The sequence below is a fragment of the Streptomyces sp. NPDC006476 genome, assembly GCF_040612015.1.
GTDB classification, from domain to species: Bacteria; Actinomycetota; Actinomycetes; order Streptomycetales; family Streptomycetaceae; genus Streptomyces; species Streptomyces griseorubiginosus_B.
The window spans coordinates 21,221-37,526 of sequence record NZ_JBEXPK010000002.1; the positions used below are offsets into that span (position 1 = coordinate 21,221).

Genomic DNA, 16,306 nt, shown 5'->3' on the forward strand with positions numbered 1-16,306 from the left:
GAATCATAGGATGACCCGCTGTCCATCCCTTGGTCGGCCGCACCCGGCCACCTCGTGCGAAGGTGTGCCATGCCCCTGAGCCATCCCCGCCGTTCCGCCCTGTCCGAGCAGGTCATCGCCGCGCTGCGCAACCAGATCACCTCGGGCGAGTGGCCGGTCGGCTCCCGCATCCCGACCGAGCCCGAGCTGGTCGAGCAGCTCGGGGTGGCCCGCAACACCGTCCGCGAGGCCGTCCGCGCGCTCGCCCACAACGGTCTGCTGGACATCCGCCAGGGCTCGGGCACCTATGTGGTGGCGACCAGCGAGCTGGCCGGTGTGATGCACCGCCGCTTCGCCGACGCCGACCCCCGGCACATCGCCGAGCTGCGCTCCACGCTGGAGTCGGCCGCGGCGCGGCTGGCGGCCGAGCGGCGCACGGAGAAGGACCTCAAGCAGCTCGACGCGCTGCTGGTGCGCCGCGAGGAGGCCTGGGAGTCGGGTGACGCGGAGGCGTTCGTGACGGCCGACGCCACCTTCCACCTCGCGGTGGTCTCCGCCTCCCACAACGACGTCATGACCGCGATGTACGCCGACCTGGGCGAGGTGCTGCGGGACTGGCTGCGTGAGGACGTGGGCGGCGCGCTGACCCCGGAGTCGTACATGGAGCACACGCGGCTGGTCGACGCAATCCGCGCAGGTGACGCGGAGGAGGCCGGCGCGGCGGCCGCCAGCTATCCGTTCCTGTGCCGTCCTGGGCGGTTCACCGCTTCTGGTGGGTGATCCACGCCGAGCGGACCTCCTCCCAGCAGCGCCCGGTGAGCCGTACGGTCATGGCGGGCCCGGCGTCGACGGTCGCACTGTCGGTGTCGAGGTCCCACCACCGCTCGCACTCCACGTGCAGGCTGACGCCGTCGGTCTGCGGATAGGGGTTGTGGCAGTACGCGGTCACATGGGACCCGGTGACCTTGGTACGGCACTCGGCCCCGAAGGGCTCCGCCGGGGCGGGGCGCTTCACGCGCGCGTGGGGCACCGCCTCGTAGGGCAGGCACAGGACGAGGACGACGGCTGCGGTCGCTGAGGCCAGGCTGCGGGACAGGCGCACAAGGGGACCTCCTCGGCCGTGCTCGGGAGGGGGAGCGTGTGGTGAACGCTTCATCCAGCGTGCGCGGTTGCCCGCCAGGTCCGCCCGGCCGGCTAGCCCGGACGAGTGACACGCGAGGGCCCACGTCCCGTAGGACGCGGGCCCTCGTTCTCCCGGCTCGGCCCAGCGGCGGCGTCAGGCTCCGATGGCGTGCAGACCGCCGTCGACGTGGACGATCTCGCCCGTGGTCTTCGGGAACCAGTCGCTCAGCAGGGCGACGACGCCCTTTCCGGCCGGCTCCGGGTCCTTGAGGTCCCACTCCAGCGGGGAGCGGCTGTCCCAGACGGAGGCCAGCTCGCCGAAGCCCGGGATGGACTTGGCGGCCATGGAGCCGATCGGGCCCGCGGAGATGAGGTTGCAGCGGATGTTCTGCTTGCCCAGGTCGCGCGCGAGGTAGCGGCTGGTGGCCTCCAGGGCGGCCTTGGCCGGGCCCATCCAGTCGTACTGCGGCCAGGCGAAGGACGCGTCGAAGGTGAGGCCGACGACGGAGCCGCCGTTCTGCATCAGCGGCAGGCAGGCCATGGTCAGCGACTTCAGGGAGTACGCCGAGACGTGCATGGCCGTGGCCACCGACTCGAACGGCGTGTTCAGGAAGTTGCCGCCGAGCGCGTCCTGCGGTGCGAAGCCGATGGAGTGCACGACGCCGTCGAGCCCGCCGAGCTCCTCGCCGACCAGGTCGGCCAGCCGGGCCAGGTGCTCGTCGTTGGTGACGTCGAGCTCGATGACTTTGGTGGGCTTGGGGAGCTTCTTGGCGATGCGCTCGGTCAGCGTGGGCCGCGGGAACGCGGTCAGGATGATCTCGGCGCCCTGCTCCTGGGCCAGCTTGGCGGTGTGGAAGGCGATGGAGGACTCCATCAGCACACCGGTGATCAGGACGCGCTTGCCCTCGAGAATTCCGCTCATGGTGTTCAGTGACCCATTCCCAGTCCGCCGTCAACGGGGATGACGGCTCCAGTGATGTACGAGGCGTCGTCCGAGGCGAGGAACCGCACCGTCGCGGCGACCTCCTCGGGCTGCGCGTAGCGGCCGAGCGGCACCTGGGCCACGATGCCCGCGCGCTGCTCGTCGGTGAGCACCTTGGTCATGTCGGTGTCGACGAAACCGGGCGCGACGACGTTGAAGGTGATGTTGCGCGAGCCCAGCTCACGGGCGAGGGAACGCGCGAAGCCGACCAGGGCGGCCTTGGAGGCGGCGTAGTTGGCCTGGCCGGCCGAGCCGAGGAGCCCGACGACCGACGAGATGAGGACGACCCGGCCCTTCTTGGCGCGCAGCATGCCGCGGTTGGCGCGCTTGACCACGCGGAAGGTGCCCGTGAGGTTGGTGTCGAGGACGGACGTGAAGTCCTCCTCGGACATACGCATCAGGAGCTGGTCCTTGGTGACGCCGGCGTTGGCGATGAGGACCTCGACCGGACCGTGCTGGGCCTCGATCTCCTTGTAGGCCTGCTCCACCTGCTCGGTGTCGGTGATGTCGCACTTGACGGCCAGGAAGCCGGCCGGCGGCTCCCCGGAGCGGTATGTGATCGCGACCTTGTCGCCGGCGTCGGCGAACGCGCGGGCGATGGCGAGGCCGATGCCCCGGTTGCCTCCGGTGACGAGAACCGAGCGGCTCAACGGATCACCCTTTCGATAGGGGTCTGACACACCCGCCCAACACCTGGTGACAGGCGGCTTCAGTCGAAAACCTATCGGGCCGGTCGCGCCTGAGGACATTCGGGCACCGACAGTGGCGTACGGGACTCACTGTCGGGTCTCTACAGAATCGTCCCGACAGCGGCCCGAAACCTGTGGTCGGCGGGCCCGCCGGCGCGACATGATCGGGGCAACCGCCGGTCCGGTCAGGTCACGACAGTCAAGGAGAGACCTCGGTGCCTCATACCATCGACGAAGCCTTCACGGCCCTACCCCTGCGCGCCCTCGCCGACGCGGCGCTGGCACGCGCGCGTGCGCTGGGCGCCGAGCACGCCGACTTCCGGTTCGAGCGGGTGCGCAGCGCCTCCTGGCGGCTGCGGGACGCCAAGCTCGCCGGTTCGTCGGACACCACCGACCTGGGGTACGCGGTACGGGTCGTGCACGGGGGCACCTGGGGCTTCGCGTCCGGGGTGGATCTGACGCTCGACGCGGCGGCCAAGGTCGCCTCGCAGGCGGTGGCGATGGCCAAGCTGTCCGCCCAGGTGATCAGGGCGGCCGGCTCGGACGAGCGCGTGGAGCTGGCGGACGAGCCCGTGCACGCCGAGCGGACGTGGATCTCGTCGTACGAGATCGACCCGTTCACCGTGCCGGACGAGGAGAAGGCGGCGCTGCTGGCCGACTGGAGTTCGCGGCTGCTGGCGGCGAACGGCGTCAACCATGTCGACGCCTCGCTGCTGACCGTGCACGAGAACAAGTTCTACGCCGACACCGCGGGGACCGTGACCACCCAGCAGCGGGTGCGGCTGCATCCGTCGCTGACGGCCGTGTCGGTCGACGAGTCCAGCGGCGAGTTCGACTCGATGCGGACGATCGCGCCGCCGGTCGGACGCGGCTGGGAGTACCTCACGGGCACCGGCTGGGACTGGGAGAGCGAGCTGGAGCAGATCCCGGAGCTGCTCGCCGAGAAGATGCGGGCGCCGAGCGTCGAGGCGGGTCTGTACGACCTGGTCGTCGACCCGTCCAACCTGTGGCTGACCATCCACGAGTCCATCGGCCACGCCACCGAGCTGGACCGCGCGCTCGGCTACGAGGCCGCCTACGCCGGCACCTCCTTCGCCACCTTCGACCAGCTCGGCAAGCTCAGGTACGGCTCCGAGCTGATGAACGTCACCGGCGACCGCACCGCCGAGCACGGACTCGCGACCATCGGGTACGACGACGAGGGCGTCGAGGGCCAGTCCTGGGACCTGGTGAAGGACGGCCGGCTCGTCGGCTACCAGCTGGACCGGCGCATCGCCAGGCTGACCGGCTTCGAGCGGTCGAACGGCTGCGCCTTCGCGGACTCCCCCGGCCATGTGCCGGTGCAGCGCATGGCCAACGTGTCGCTGCGGCCGGATCCGGCGGGGATGTCGACGGACGATCTGATCGGCAGCGTGGACCGCGGGATCTACGTCGTCGGGGACCGGTCGTGGTCGATCGACATGCAGCGCTACAACTTCCAGTTCACCGGCCAGCGGTTCTTCAAGATCGAGAACGGGCGGGTCACCGGGCAGCTGCGGGACGTGGCCTACCAGGCGACGACCACCGACTTCTGGGGCTCCATGGCCGCGGTGGGCGGACCGCAGACGTACGTCCTCGGGGGCGCCTTCAACTGCGGCAAGGCCCAGCCGGGCCAGGTCGCCGCCGTCTCGCACGGCTGCCCCTCCGCGCTCTTCAAGGGCGTCAACATCCTCAACACGACGCAGGAGGCCGGTCGATGAGCGCCCGCACCCACAAGCCCCACGAGATCGTCGAGCGGGCGCTGGAGCTGTCCACCGCCGACGGCTGTGTCGTCATCGCCGACGAGCACTCCACCGCCAACCTGCGCTGGGCGGGCAACGCGCTCACCACCAACGGCGTGACCCGCGGCCGTACGCTCACGGTCGTCGCGACCGTCGACGGCAAGGAGGGCACCGCCTCCGGTGTGGTCTCCCGCTCGGCGGTGACCGTGGACGAGCTGGAGGCCCTGGTGCGGGCCGCCGAGGCCGCCGCCCGCAGCGCGGGGCCCGCCGAGGACGCGCAGCCGCTGGTGACGGGCGTGCCCGCATCCCCGGATTTCACGGACGCGCCCGCGGAGACCACCTCCGCCGTCTTCGCCGACTTCGCGCCCGCGCTGGGCGAGGCCTTCGCACGCGCGCGTGCCGGCGGGCGCGAGCTGTACGGCTTCGCCAACCACGAGCTGGTGACGAGCTACGTCGGTACGTCGACGGGGCTGCGCCTGCGTCACGACCAGCCCAACGGCACCCTGGAGCTGAACGCCAAGTCGCCGGACCGTACGCGCTCGGCGTGGGCGGGCCGCTCGACGCGGGACTTCAAGGACGTCGACCCGGCGGCGCTGGACGCCGAGCTCGCCGTCCGCCTCGGCTGGGCGGAGCGGCGCGTCGAGCTGCCGGCCGGGCGGTACGAGACGCTGCTGCCGCCGACCGCGGTGGCCGACCTGCTGATCTACCAGCTGTGGTCGGCGTCCGGCCGGGACGCGGTCGAGGGGCGCACGGTGTTCTCCAGGCCGGGCGGCGGCACGCGCGTGGGCGACCGGCTGACCGAGCTGCCGCTGACCCTGCGCAGCGACCCGAACGAGCCGGGACTGGAGTCGGCGCCCTTCGTGATCGCGCACTCCTCCGGGGGCGACCAGTCGGTGTTCGACAACGGGCTTCCGCTCACGGCCACCGAGTGGGTTCGGGAGGGCGAGCTGCGGCACCTCACGACCACCCGGCACAGCGCGGGCCTGACCGGGCTGCCGGTGGCTCCCGCCATCGAGAATCTCATCCTGACCGGCGGCGAGGACCGCTCGCTGGAGGAGATGGTCGCCGGCACCGGACGCGGGCTGCTGCTGACCTGCCTCTGGTACATCCGCGAGGTCGACCCGGCCACCCTGCTGCTCACCGGCCTGACCCGGGACGGCGTCTACCTGGTCGAGAACGGCGAGGTGACCGGCGAGGTCAACAACTTCCGGTTCAACGAGTCCCCGGTCGACCTGCTGGGCCGGGCCACCGAGGCCGGGCGCACGGAAAAGACGCTGCCGCGGGAGTGGAGCGACTGGTTCACTAGGGCTGCGATGCCCGCGCTGCGGGTGCCCGACTTCAATATGAGCTCTGTCAGTCAGGGCGTATAACCTCGTAGCCGGTGGTCGCGCGACCGCCCGAAGATCATCAAGGAGATACGAGAACCGTGACGGACATCGTCGACGAACTGAAGTGGCGCGGGCTGATCGCCCTCTCCACTGACGAGGACGCATTGCGCAAGGCGTTCGCGGACGGTCCCGTCACGTTCTATTGCGGCTTCGACCCGACCGCGCCCAGCCTGCACCTCGGCAACCTCGTGCAGATCCTGACGATGCGCCGGATCCAGGACGCGGGCAACCGTCCGCTGGGCCTGGTCGGGGGGGCCACCGGTCTGATCGGCGACCCGAAGCCCAACGCCGAGCGCACGCTGAACTCGCCCGAGGTCGTCGCGGGTTGGGTGGAGCGGCTGCGCGCGCAGATCGCCCCGCTGCTGGACTTCGACGGGCCGAACGCCGCGGTCATGGTCAACAACCTGGACTGGACCCAGGGGATGTCGGCCATCGAGTTCCTGCGGGACGTGGGCAAGCACTTCCGCGTGAACAAGATGATCGCCAAGGAGGCCGTCGCCCGGCGTCTGGAGTCCCAGGAGGGCATCAGCTACACCGAGTTCAGCTACCAGATCCTGCAGGGCATGGACTTCCTGGAGCTGTACCGGCGGTACGGCTGCACGCTGCAGACCGGCGGCAGCGACCAGTGGGGCAACCTCACGTCGGGCACGGACCTGATCCACAAGGTCGAGCCCGACGCCGTGGTGCACGCGCTGGGCACGCCGCTGATCACCAAGGCCGACGGCACCAAGTTCGGCAAGACCGAGTCCGGCACGGTCTGGCTGGATGCCGAGATGACCACGCCGTACGCCTTCTACCAGTTCTGGCTGAACGCGGACGACCGGGACGTCTCCAAGTTCCTGCGCATCTTCAGCTTCCGGTCCCGTGCGGAGATCGAGGAGCTGGAGAAGCAGACCGAGGAGCGGCCGCAGGCGCGGGCCGCTCAGCGGGCGCTGGCGGAGGAGCTGACGACGCTGGTGCACGGCGCCGAGCAGACGGCCGCGGTGATCGCCGCGTCGAAGGCGCTGTTCGGTCAGGGTGAGCTGGCGGAGCTGGACGAGCGGACGCTGTCAGCGGCGCTGTCCGAGGTGCCGCACATCAAGGTCGCCGAGCTCGGCCCGGTCGTGGACCTGTTCGCCGAGGTCGGTCTGGTGGCCAGCAAGTCGGCCGCGCGGCGGACGGTGAAGGAGGGCGGGGCCTACGTGAACAACGTCAAGGTCGCCTCCGAGGACGCCGCCGCGGCCAAGGAGGACCTGCTGCACGGGCGGTGGCTGGTGCTGCGCCGGGGCAAGAAGAACTTGGCGGCGGTCGAGGTCACGCCCGCCTGAACGCTCCGCTGGAAGCGCCGGGATGTGCCGTCGGTCGTCCGCGGCCCCGTCGTGGCTGGTCCCGCCCCGCGGCGCGGCCGCATGTCGACACGGCCTCGCGGCCCTGCGGGGCGCTACCGAACCGCAGCGGACCTCACCAGGTCCGCCTCCGTCGACGGATGAAGGGCCGGGCTCCCGTGCGGTGCGTGGAGCCCGGCCCTGGTCTCCGTCAGGCCCTCTGTTTGCGCTTGCCCAGCGTCGCCATGTACAGCATGTCGACCACGAAGACGATGATGATCGCGGCCACGAGCTGGAAGGCGTGGCGGCTCCAGTCGATGCCGGGGGTCGACTCCACCCCGACGGCGCGTGCGATCGCGTTGCCGACGATCGCGCCGAGCATGCCGCAGATGGTGGTCAGCCAGAGAGGACTGTGCTGCTTGCCGGGGATGATCGCCTTGGCGATCAGGCCCAGCACGAATCCCACGATGATCGCCCACAACCAGCCCATGACTGCCTCCTTGTACGGCTCGAGGTGAGCACTGGGGCCAGTCTTCGCCCGTACGCCGTACGGCGCATGTCGGGTGCCGCCGTACGCGCTACGGCCGATGCCGTTCGCCCTGGCGGGAGGTGACCCGGTCTCGTAGGCGACGCAGGCGCGGCGTAACGTTGGAGTGGTCCGGACCTCGTCCCCCGACCGGGGTCGGACCGGGCACGGGGCGGTGCGGGGCCGATGCGGGCGGATGGTGGAATGTGATGCGGAAGCAGCATGGCGGTGGCAACGGCCAGGTGTTCCGGATCACCGGGGCCCGGACGGGGCTCGAAGAGGACGTGCGCGGCCGGCAGCGGCGGTATGTGATCTCGATGTCGATCCGTACGGTGGCGGTGATTCTCGCGGCCTCGCTGTGGAACGTCGAACGGCCTGTCGCGATCGTGGCGTTGGTACTGGGAGCGGTGCTGCCCTATATCGCGGTGGTGATCGCGAACGCGGGGCGGGAGAACGCGCCGTCGCTTCCGACGACGTTCGTGACCGTGCCGATGCGTCCGATGATCACACCGTCGCGGACGAATGACGGTTTCACGGAACCCGACCCGGAAGATGTCGCGACGGAGCCCGGACCTGGCGTACGAAGCGAGCCGCGCGACCGGGCCTGAGCGGCGCGCAGGTGTCGTAAGCGGAAGGCGACTACGCGCCAAGCTCAAGAAAAGCTCAGATCAATCATGTTGTTCCAGTGCCGGGCGACGGGTTACCCGTGACATACTTCGTAGGCGCTCCGCATCCCCCGTCGGAGCGACGGACCGACGCCGGGCAGCTCCCCCCGTGGCTGCTCGGCGTCGCCTTTTGTGCAGCGGTTGTGAGACGAATCTGTGAGTGACGAGACCACCCCCATCTGCTCCGCCAAGGGCTGCCGTGTCGACGCCGTGTGGGTGCTGGCGTGGAACAATCCGAAGATCCACACGCCGGAGCGGCGCAAGACCTGGCTCGCCTGTGAGGAGCACCGGGAGCATCTGTCGCAGTTCCTCGGGGTGCGGGGGTTCCTGAAGGACGTCGTGCCGCTCTCGGAGTGGGAAGCGGCAGCCGGGGCCTAGCCGCCGATCAGCCGCCGATCGCCGACATCGGCCTGTCCGGCTGGACGAAGGACGGGTCGTCCAGGCCGGCGCCCGCCTTCTTGCCCCACATCGCCAGGCGCCAGATGCGGGCGATCTCCTCGTCCGGGGATCCGTCGCGCAGGGCGGCTCGCAGGTCGGTCTCCTCCCGGGCGAACAGGCAGGTGCGTATCTGGCCGTCGGCGGTGAGGCGGGTGCGGTCGCAGGCCGCGCAGAAGGGGCGGGTGACGGAGGCGATGACGCCCACCCGGTGCGGGCCGCCGTCGACCAGCCAGCGCTCGGCGGGGGCCGAGCCGCGCTCGTCCGCGCCTTCGGGGGTGAGGTCGAATCGGGTCCGCAGGGAGGCCAGGATGTCGCCCGCCGTGACCATGCCCTCGCGCTTCCAGCCGTGCTGGGCGTCCAGGGGCATCTGCTCGATGAAGCGCAGTTCGTAGTCGTGCGCGACGGCCCAGGCCAGCAGGTCCGGGGCCTCGTCGTCGTTCAGGCCGGGCATCAGGACAGAGTTGACCTTCACCGGGGTCAGTCCGGCCTCGCGGGCGGCTTCGAGGCCGTCGAGGACGTCCTGGTGACGGTTGCGGCGGGTGAGGGTCTTGAAGACGTCCGGGCGCAGGGTGTCGAGGGAGACGTTGACCCGGTCCAGGCCGGCCGCCTTCAGGGCCGTCGCGGTGCGCCTCAGGCCGATGCCGTTGGTGGTGAGGGACATCTGGGGTCGGGGATCCAGCCGGGCGACGCGCTCCACGATGCCGACCAGGCCGGGGCGCAGCAGGGGCTCGCCGCCGGTGAAGCGGACCTCCTCGATGCCCAGTGAGGTGACCGCGATGTCGATCAGACGGACGATCTCGTCGTCGGTGAGCAGGTCGGGCTTGGCCAGCCACTGCAGGCCCTCCTCGGGCATGCAGTACGTACAGCGGAGGTTGCACCGGTCGGTCAGCGAGACCCTCAGGTCGGTGGCCACTCGGCCGTAGGTGTCGATGAGCACGTGGGCCCCCTCCCTCGTAGCGGTTCAGTGCGGGCGGATCCGCGGGCGGATCAGCGCCCGTGAATTTTTTCTGTCACTTGCGAGCCTACGTGACACGACTGACAACGACAGCGGCCCGATCCCACGAGGTGCGGCGCGGCCGCGTCGTAGGGATCTACGACGCGGCCGCTGCGAGGGGGTGGTGCGAGGGGTGCGGGGGTTCTCAGTGGGCTCCGGTGCCGGTGAGGGACCGGACCTCCAGTTCGGCGTACTTGCCGGCGTCCGGCTCCTCCTTGGAGAGGTAGGTACCGAGGACGCCGAGTAGGAAGCCGACCGGGATCGAGATGATGCCGGGGTTCTCCAGCGGGAACCAGTGGAAGTCGACGTCCGGGAACATCGACGTCGGCTTGCCCGAGACGACCGGTGAGAACAGCACCAGGCCGACCGCGGTGACCAGGCCGCCGTAGATCGACCACAGGGCTCCGGAGGTGGTGAATCGCTTCCAGAAGAGGCTGTAGAGGATCGTGGGGAGGTTGGCCGAGGCGGCGACCGCGAAGGCGAGGGCGACCAGGCCGGCCACGTTCAGGTCGCGGGCGAGGGCGCCCAGGACGATGGAGACCGCGCCGATGCCGACGGTCGCCCAGCGGGCGGCGCCGATCTCCTGCTTCTCGGTGGCCTGGCCCTTCCTGATGACGTTGGCGTAGATGTCGTGCGCGAAGGAGGAGGACGAGGCCAGGGTCAGGCCCGCGACGACCGCGAGGATCGTGGCGAAGGCGACCGCGGAGATGGTGGCGAGCAGGATCGCGCCCCAGTTGGAGTCCACGCCCCCGAGGTGCAGGGCGAGCAGGGGTGCGGCCGTGTTGCCCGCCTTGTTGGAGGCGATGATCTCGTCGGGCTTGATCAGCGCGGCGGCGCCGAAGCCGAGGGCGAGGGTCATCAGGTAGAAGGCGCCGATCAGGCCGATCGCCCAGATCACGGACTTACGGGCGGCCTTGGCGGTCGGCACCGTGTAGAAGCGGATCAGGATGTGCGGCAGGCCGGCGGTGCCCAGGACCAGGGCGATGCCGAGGGAGATGAAGTCCAGCTTGGTCGTGCCCGTGGCGCCGTACTTCAGGCCGGGCTCCAGGAAGGCGGCGCCCTTGCCGCTGTTGTCGGCGGCGGAGCCGAGCAGGTCCGAGACGTTGAAGTGGAACTTCAGCAGCACCAGGAAGGTCAGCAGCAGCGCGCCCGCGATCAGCAGGACCGCCTTGACCATCTGCACCCAGGTGGTGCCCTTCATGCCGCCGATGGTGACGTACACGATCATCAGGACGCCGACCAGGGCGACGATGCCGATCTTGCCGCCGTCGCTGGTGATGCCGAGCAGCAGGGAGACCAGGACGCCCGCTCCCGCCATCTGGGCCAGCAGGTAGAAGATCGAGACGACGATGGTGGACGTACCGGCCGCCGTGCGCACCGGGCGCTGGCGCATGCGGTAGGCGAGGACGTCGCCCATGGTGTAGCGGCCGGAGTTGCGCAGCGGTTCGGCGACCAGGAGCAGGGCGACCAGCCAGGCGACCAGGAAGCCGATGGAGTACAGGAAGCCGTCGTAGCCGAAGAGGGCGATGGCGCCGGCGATGCCGAGGAAGGACGCGGCGGACATGTAGTCGCCGGAGACGGCGAGGCCGTTCTGGAAGCCGGTGAACTGGCGTCCGCCGGCGTAGAAGTCGGCGGCGTCCTTGGTCTGGCGGCCGGCCCAGACGGTGATGACGAGGGTCGCGGCGACGAACACCGAGAACAGGGTGATGATCAGCGGGCGGTGCTGGCTCGCCTCGCCCGCGGCGAGCAGGGTGTGCTGCGCGGGGCTCATGCGCCGCCCTCCATCCGGGTCTTGATGGCCTCGGCCTTGGGGTCGAGCTGGGCGGCGGCGTGCCGTGAGTACCACCAGGCGATCAGGAACGTGGTCAGGAACTGGGCGAGGCCCAGGACGAGGGCCACGTTGATGTTGCCGACCACCTGGGTGCCCATGAAATCGTCCGCGTAGTTCGACAGCAGGACGTACAGCAGGTACCAGGCGATGAAGCCGATGGTGAGCGGGAAGGCGAACGAGCGGTGGGAGCGGCGCAGTTCACCGAACTCCGCGCTCTCCTGCACCGTCACGAACTCCTCGGTGGAGGGGAGTTGGGCCTGGGTATTCGAGGGGGGCGGTGTCTCGGTGGCCACGGAGTCTCCTCGCGTTGCGGATGCGGGCGGGACGGGGTCGGGGCGAGTGTCCTCGCGTTCCCTGTCCAAGGTCACGGCGCCACGCAAGGACAGGTTCAACGTCCTTGACCTCTTTCCGAACTGACGTTGGGGAACTCATTGCTGACCAGGGACTTCGGAGGATAGTTTTCGCCCTGGACCGCCCGTCATGTACCTGCCCGAGCACCACCACCTGTGTCTCGGGCGGTTCTCGTATCCGGATGATGTGGAGACCCCATGGCTCATCTGCGTTCCAGACGCCGGCTCGCCCTCGCGGTGCCGGTCGCGCTGTCGCTGACCGCCTCGCTCGGCTTCCTCCCCGCGGCCGCGCAGGCCGCCCCGCGCGCGGAGTCCGCCTCCCAGGCCGCCGCCGCGGACATCTACGCCTACCTCGTCAACACGAAGACGGACCCTTACACGATCAAGTCGGTCAAGACGGCGATCAAGGCGGCCGGCGGTTCCGTCGTGGTGTCGTACGACAGGATCGGTGTGATAGTCGTCCACTCGACCGACCTCGACTTCGCGAAGAAGATACGCAAGGTACGCGGCGTGCAGTCCGCCGGCGCCTCGCGGACCTCGCCGGTGCAGGCGGCGGGGACGACGGACGAGGGCGCGGTGCAGTACCTCTCCAAGGCCGAGTCGGCGAAGCTCGCGAAGGGCGCCACGACGGGTGAGGAGCCCCTCGAGGCCGACCAGTGGGACCTCAGGGCGATCGGCGCCGACAAGGCGGCCACGATCGACCCGGGCAGCAAGAAGGTGACCGTCGCGGTCATCGACGTCGGCGTCGACGACACCCACCCCGACATAGCGCCGAACTTCTCGCCCTCGCAGTCCGCGAACTGCGTGAGCGGCAAGGCGGACACCACGTACGGCTCCTGGCGGCCGGTGGACGCCGACCACTACCACGGCACGCATGTGGCCGGTGAGATCGCCGCCGCTCGCAACGGCATCGGTGTCGCGGGCGTCGCGCCCGGTGTGAAGGTCGCCGGCATCACGGTGGCCCAGCCCGACGCGAACCAGCTGTTCTTCCCGGAGAGCGTCGTCTGCGCCTTCGTGTTCGCCGCCGATCACGGCGTCGAGATAACCAACAACAGCTACTACGTTGATCCGTGGCAGTACAACTGCATGGACGATCCCGATCAGCGCGCGATCGTCGACGCGGTCAACAGGGCCCAGTTGTACGCCCAGCACAAGGGCACGCTCAATGTCGCCGCGGCGGGCAACTCCAACGACGACCTCGACTCGAACGCCCTTGTCGACGCCTCCAGCCCGGACGACTCGACGCCGGTGAACCGTACGGTCGATCCGCACGAGTGCTTCGACGTGCCGACCCAACTGCCGGGTGTCGTCACGGTCAGCGCGACGGGGGTCAAGGGGGCCAAGTCGTACTACTCCAGCTACGGCTACGGCGTCGTGGACGTCGCGGCGCCGGGCGGGGACAAGTACCAGATCCCGGACACGCCGTCGAAGAACGGCCGCATCCTGTCCACGCTGCCCAACAACCAGTACGGCTACCTCCAGGGCACGTCGATGGCGACTCCGCACGTGGCGGCCGTGGCCGCACTGCTGAAGTCGACGCACCCGTGGGCGACGCCGGCCCAGTTGCAGGCGCTGTTGAAGGCCCAGGCGGTGAACCCGGGCTGCCCGACCGACCCGTACGACGGGAACGGCGACGGCGTGGTGGACGCGACCTGTGTGGGCGGCAAGCGCGTCAACGGTTTCTACGGCTTCGGCATCGTGAGCGCCCTGCGCGCGGTGAAGTAGACCGGCCGGGGTCCTTGCGGTACGGATCCCCTCCGTCCACATATTGATTGAGTCAATACTGCATAGTGCAGTCATGACTGCAATCAAGACAGTGGTGCGGGAGGGCGCTCTCCAGGGGCGCCTTCCCGCACGCGAGCTGGCGCGCGCCTGCGTCGAATCCTGCGCCTCGGCCGCCGCCGGACTGGCGGCGCTGCGGGCGGGGCTCGACCGGGCGCCCGGGGTCCGGGTGGACGACGGGGCCGTGGCCACCGCGTTCCACAGCGAGCGGCATGTGCTCGTCGACGGACGGGCACCGGTCACCTTCGCGCCGTTGTCGCGGTTCTGGCGGACGTCGGACGGCTGGGTGCGGACGCACGCGAACTATCCGCACCACCGGGCGCGGCTGCTCGGTGTGCTGGGGGTGCCCGAGGACGTGGGCGCCGTCGAGGCGGCACTCGCGGAGCGCACCTCGACGGAGGTCGAGGAGTCCGTCCACGCGGCCGGGGGCCTGGCAGTGGCCCTGCGCACCCCCGAGGCGTGGGCCGCCCACGAGCAGGGTGCCGAGGTGGCGCGGCGGCCCCTCGTCGAGCACGAGCGGCTGGACGAGGCTCGCGCGCGGGTGCTCGCGCCGATCGACGGCGCTCCCCTCCTGCCCGCCGCCGGGGTCCGCGTGCTGGACCTGACGCGGGTGCTGGCCGGCCCGGTCGCGACCCGCACCCTCGCCCTGCTCGGCGCGGACGTGCTGCGCCTGGACCCCCCGTATCTGCCCGAACTGCCCGACCAGCACGCCGACACGGGGTTCGGGAAACGCTCGGCGCTCCTGGACCTGGCGGCGGACCGGGCCGCCTTCGAGGAGCTGCTCGCCGGGGCGGACGTCGTGGTCACCGGGTACCGGCCCGGCGCCCTGGACCGGTTCGGGCTCTCGCCCCGGGCACTGGCCGAGCGGCGGCCGGGGATCGTGGTCGCCCAGGTGTCGGCCTGGGGCGCGTACGGGCCCTGGGCCGGGCGGCGGGGTTTCGACAGCCTGGTGCAGGTCGCGACCGGCATCGCGGCGATCGAGGGGTCGAAGGAGGCGCCCGGCGCGCTGCCCGCACAGGCCCTCGACCACGGGACGGGCTATCTGCTGGCCGGCGCCGTACTGCGGGCGCTGACCGAGCAGGCGTCCGAAGGCGGCAGCAGGTTCGTGCGGCTGGCGCTGGCACGAACGGCCCAATGGCTCCTGAACGGTGTGACGGCCGGTCCGGCGGGGGAACGCTTGTACGACGGGCCGGGGCCCTGGCTCGCCGAGACGAACAGCGCGCTGGGACGGCTGCGGTACGCCCTGCCTCCCGTGTCCTTCACGGGCGGGCCGGTCGACTGGGCACGGCCGCCGACGCCCTGGGGGTCGGATTCGGCGCGCTGGGACTGAGCCACGGGGCGTCCAAAAACGTATCCATGTGCGGAATGCCGTACCCCCGGTTGTTTTCCTCGACTTGCCCGGTTCTGCGGTACCTGGTGAAGATCTTCGGGTGACTTTGACCAGACCCACGCCTGAGGCGGCCGACGCCGGCGGACCCATACGGCGCCCTGGCGCCGGCCGGGCCGCCGCCGTCCTCGTCCTGGTTGGCCTCGCGGCCCTGATACCCCTGCTCGGTCCGACCGCCGCGCTGCACGGCACCGGTGAGGCCGCCGCCCCCGCCGTCGCCGGTGTCGCGCTGATGCGGTCGGTGCTGTTCGCCGCGCTGTGCGTGCCGGTGGGCGAGTGGTTCATCAACCGTCTGGCCCGCTCGCTGCCCGGCGCCCCGTTCGACGCGCCCCGCAGCTGGAGCCTCTGGGCGGCCCTCGCCGGTTTCGTCGCGGCCCTGGGGCTGGCCTCGATCGTCTCGACGGGCAATCTGGTGCCGCGCAGCCTCGCCCAGATCGACGTCGGCGGTCTGTACGCCATGCGCGACGGCCGGCTCGCGCTGCTCGAGGTCAACGCCTTCCTCGTGGCCGCGCTGTGCGCCCGCTCGCGCCGCCCCGCCACCCAACTCTGGCCGGTGGCCGCGGTGATCGTGGCCGAGGCCCTGCGGGCGCATCCCGGCACCGAGCACACCCCGCTCCTCGGCTCAGGGCTGACGCTGGTTCATCTGAGCTGCGCGGCCCTGTGGGTGGGCGGTCTGCTGCACGCCCTGCGCACCCTGCGTCTGTGGGGTCCCGTCGAGGCGAGCCCGGCGCTGCTCGGTCTCTACGCGCGCGTGGCGGCCGTCCTGCTCGCCGCCATCACCGCGACCGGCGTCTGGAGTTCGCTGCGCCGCATGCCCCCGCACACGATCCTGGACCAGCTGACGGCGACGGCCTACGGGCGCACCCTGCTGGCCAAGGTGCTCCTGGTGGCCGCCGTCGCCCTGCTGGCCCTGTGCGCGCGGATCCGGCTGCGCCGCGCCACCGACCCGCTCTCGGCCTGCTCCCCCGCGCGCGCGGAGGTCGTCGCCCTCGGAGTCGTGGTCGTGGTCTCGGCGCTGCTGACGGCGCTGCCGCTGCCGATCCGCTGGTCCTGACCTTGTTTCATCGGGCGTGATCTTGACGCGTTGACGGCTGCCCCGGTCCGTGTTG

Annotated in this window: 16 protein-coding genes; 9 read left to right on the forward strand and 7 right to left on the reverse strand. The window is 70.7% G+C overall.

Annotated elements, in window-relative coordinates; translation table 11 throughout:
* Positions 1-69 precede the first annotated feature (69 nt).
* Positions 70-759: an FCD domain-containing protein gene (locus ABZZ74_RS02160; RefSeq protein ID WP_356761141.1), complete on the forward strand. Its 690-nt coding sequence runs from the start codon at positions 70-72 to the stop codon at positions 757-759.
* Here ABZZ74_RS02160 and ABZZ74_RS02165 read toward each other — a convergent pair.
* The 3 genes from ABZZ74_RS02165 to fabG form a co-directional block, all read right to left on the reverse strand.
* Positions 740-1,081, reverse strand: coding sequence for a hypothetical protein (locus ABZZ74_RS02165; RefSeq protein WP_356761143.1), 342 nt, complete (start codon positions 1,079-1,081; stop codon positions 740-742). The genes ABZZ74_RS02160 and ABZZ74_RS02165 overlap by 20 nt on opposite strands.
* A 174-nt stretch (positions 1,082-1,255) precedes the next feature.
* Positions 1,256-2,023 (reverse strand): enoyl-ACP reductase FabI, encoded by a 768-nt coding sequence (gene fabI, locus ABZZ74_RS02170; RefSeq protein WP_133048254.1) that lies wholly within the window; start codon positions 2,021-2,023, stop codon positions 1,256-1,258.
* Positions 2,024-2,028: 5 nt separating this feature from the next.
* Positions 2,029-2,733: a 3-oxoacyl-[acyl-carrier-protein] reductase gene (gene fabG, locus ABZZ74_RS02175; protein ID WP_133048253.1), complete on the reverse strand. Its 705-nt coding sequence runs from the start codon at positions 2,731-2,733 to the stop codon at positions 2,029-2,031.
* 254 nt (positions 2,734-2,987) lie between these two features.
* On the opposite strand from fabG, the gene ABZZ74_RS02180 reads away from it, so the two are divergent.
* From ABZZ74_RS02180 to tyrS, 3 genes are read left to right on the forward strand one after another with little or no spacing between them, the layout of a single operon-like run.
* A complete protein-coding gene (locus tag ABZZ74_RS02180) occupies positions 2,988-4,511 on the forward strand; it encodes a TldD/PmbA family protein (RefSeq protein WP_356761145.1) in 1,524 nt (507 codons plus the stop codon).
* Positions 4,508-5,902 (forward strand): metallopeptidase TldD-related protein, encoded by a 1,395-nt coding sequence (locus ABZZ74_RS02185; RefSeq protein ID WP_356761147.1) that lies wholly within the window; start codon positions 4,508-4,510, stop codon positions 5,900-5,902. The genes ABZZ74_RS02180 and ABZZ74_RS02185 overlap by 4 nt, the downstream gene beginning before the upstream one ends.
* 56 nt (positions 5,903-5,958) lie before the next feature.
* The gene (gene tyrS / locus ABZZ74_RS02190) at positions 5,959-7,227 is read left to right on the forward strand and encodes a tyrosine--tRNA ligase (protein WP_208779544.1); all 1,269 of its coding nucleotides are present in this window, start codon (positions 5,959-5,961) and stop codon (positions 7,225-7,227) included.
* Positions 7,228-7,435: 208 nt separating this feature from the next.
* Here the strand turns inward: tyrS and ABZZ74_RS02195 are convergent, their stop codons facing one another.
* A complete protein-coding gene (locus ABZZ74_RS02195; RefSeq protein WP_356761149.1) occupies positions 7,436-7,714 on the reverse strand; it encodes a GlsB/YeaQ/YmgE family stress response membrane protein in 279 nt (92 codons plus the stop codon).
* Positions 7,715-7,959: 245 nt separating this feature from the next.
* On the opposite strand from ABZZ74_RS02195, the gene ABZZ74_RS02200 reads away from it, so the two are divergent.
* Together ABZZ74_RS02200 and ABZZ74_RS02205 are read left to right on the forward strand one after the other, a co-directional pair.
* On the forward strand, positions 7,960-8,358 hold the full coding sequence (locus ABZZ74_RS02200) for a DUF3099 domain-containing protein (protein ID WP_356761692.1): 399 nt from the start codon (positions 7,960-7,962) through the stop codon (positions 8,356-8,358).
* 213 nt (positions 8,359-8,571) lie between these two features.
* Complete coding sequence (locus ABZZ74_RS02205) at positions 8,572-8,793, forward strand: hypothetical protein (protein ID WP_133048247.1); 222 nt, start codon at positions 8,572-8,574, stop codon at positions 8,791-8,793.
* A 7-nt stretch (positions 8,794-8,800) separates the two neighbouring features.
* Here the strand turns inward: ABZZ74_RS02205 and moaA are convergent, their stop codons facing one another.
* The 3 genes from moaA to ABZZ74_RS02220 all read right to left on the reverse strand — a co-directional run bounded on the left by moaA (position 8,801) and on the right by ABZZ74_RS02220 (position 11,971).
* The gene (gene moaA / locus ABZZ74_RS02210; protein ID WP_356761151.1) at positions 8,801-9,790 is read right to left on the reverse strand and encodes a GTP 3',8-cyclase MoaA; all 990 of its coding nucleotides are present in this window, start codon (positions 9,788-9,790) and stop codon (positions 8,801-8,803) included.
* 202 nt (positions 9,791-9,992) lie between these two features.
* Positions 9,993-11,618, reverse strand: coding sequence for a cation acetate symporter (locus ABZZ74_RS02215; RefSeq protein ID WP_356761153.1), 1,626 nt, complete (start codon positions 11,616-11,618; stop codon positions 9,993-9,995).
* Complete coding sequence (locus ABZZ74_RS02220; RefSeq protein ID WP_133048245.1) at positions 11,615-11,971, reverse strand: DUF485 domain-containing protein; 357 nt, start codon at positions 11,969-11,971, stop codon at positions 11,615-11,617. Before ABZZ74_RS02220 ends, ABZZ74_RS02215 begins: the two co-directional genes overlap by 4 nt.
* A gap of 255 nt (positions 11,972-12,226) precedes the next feature.
* On the opposite strand from ABZZ74_RS02220, the gene ABZZ74_RS02225 reads away from it, so the two are divergent.
* From ABZZ74_RS02225 to ABZZ74_RS02235, 3 genes are all read left to right on the forward strand, one after another.
* The gene (locus ABZZ74_RS02225; RefSeq protein ID WP_356761155.1) at positions 12,227-13,753 is read left to right on the forward strand and encodes a S8 family serine peptidase; all 1,527 of its coding nucleotides are present in this window, start codon (positions 12,227-12,229) and stop codon (positions 13,751-13,753) included.
* Between the two features lie 73 nt (positions 13,754-13,826).
* Positions 13,827-15,140 carry a CoA transferase gene (locus ABZZ74_RS02230; RefSeq protein ID WP_356761156.1) on the forward strand — a complete coding sequence of 438 codons (1,314 nt, stop codon included), beginning with the start codon at positions 13,827-13,829 and terminating at the stop codon, positions 15,138-15,140.
* Positions 15,141-15,240: 100 nt separating this feature from the next.
* Complete coding sequence (locus ABZZ74_RS02235) at positions 15,241-16,251, forward strand: CopD family protein (protein WP_356761157.1); 1,011 nt, start codon at positions 15,241-15,243, stop codon at positions 16,249-16,251.
* Positions 16,252-16,306 lie beyond the last annotated feature (55 nt).

What these genes read in the sequence shown, in the direction of transcription:
- ABZZ74_RS02160 (WP_356761141.1), top strand. Translation starts at nt 70, where the DNA reads ATGCCCCTGAGCCATCCCCGCCGTTCCGCCCTGTCCGAGCAGGTCATC.
- fabI (WP_133048254.1), bottom strand. Translation starts at nt 2,023, where the DNA reads ATGAGCGGAATTCTCGAGGGCAAGCGCGTCCTGATCACCGGTGTGCTG.
- ABZZ74_RS02185 (WP_356761147.1), top strand. Translation starts at nt 4,508, where the DNA reads ATGAGCGCCCGCACCCACAAGCCCCACGAGATCGTCGAGCGGGCGCTG.
- ABZZ74_RS02195 (WP_356761149.1), bottom strand. Translation starts at nt 7,714, where the DNA reads ATGGGCTGGTTGTGGGCGATCATCGTGGGATTCGTGCTGGGCCTGATC.
- ABZZ74_RS02200 (WP_356761692.1), top strand. Translation starts at nt 7,960, where the DNA reads ATGCGGAAGCAGCATGGCGGTGGCAACGGCCAGGTGTTCCGGATCACC.
- ABZZ74_RS02215 (WP_356761153.1), bottom strand. Translation starts at nt 11,618, where the DNA reads ATGAGCCCCGCGCAGCACACCCTGCTCGCCGCGGGCGAGGCGAGCCAG.
- ABZZ74_RS02225 (WP_356761155.1), top strand. Translation starts at nt 12,227, where the DNA reads ATGGCTCATCTGCGTTCCAGACGCCGGCTCGCCCTCGCGGTGCCGGTC.
- ABZZ74_RS02230 (WP_356761156.1), top strand. Translation starts at nt 13,827, where the DNA reads ATGACTGCAATCAAGACAGTGGTGCGGGAGGGCGCTCTCCAGGGGCGC.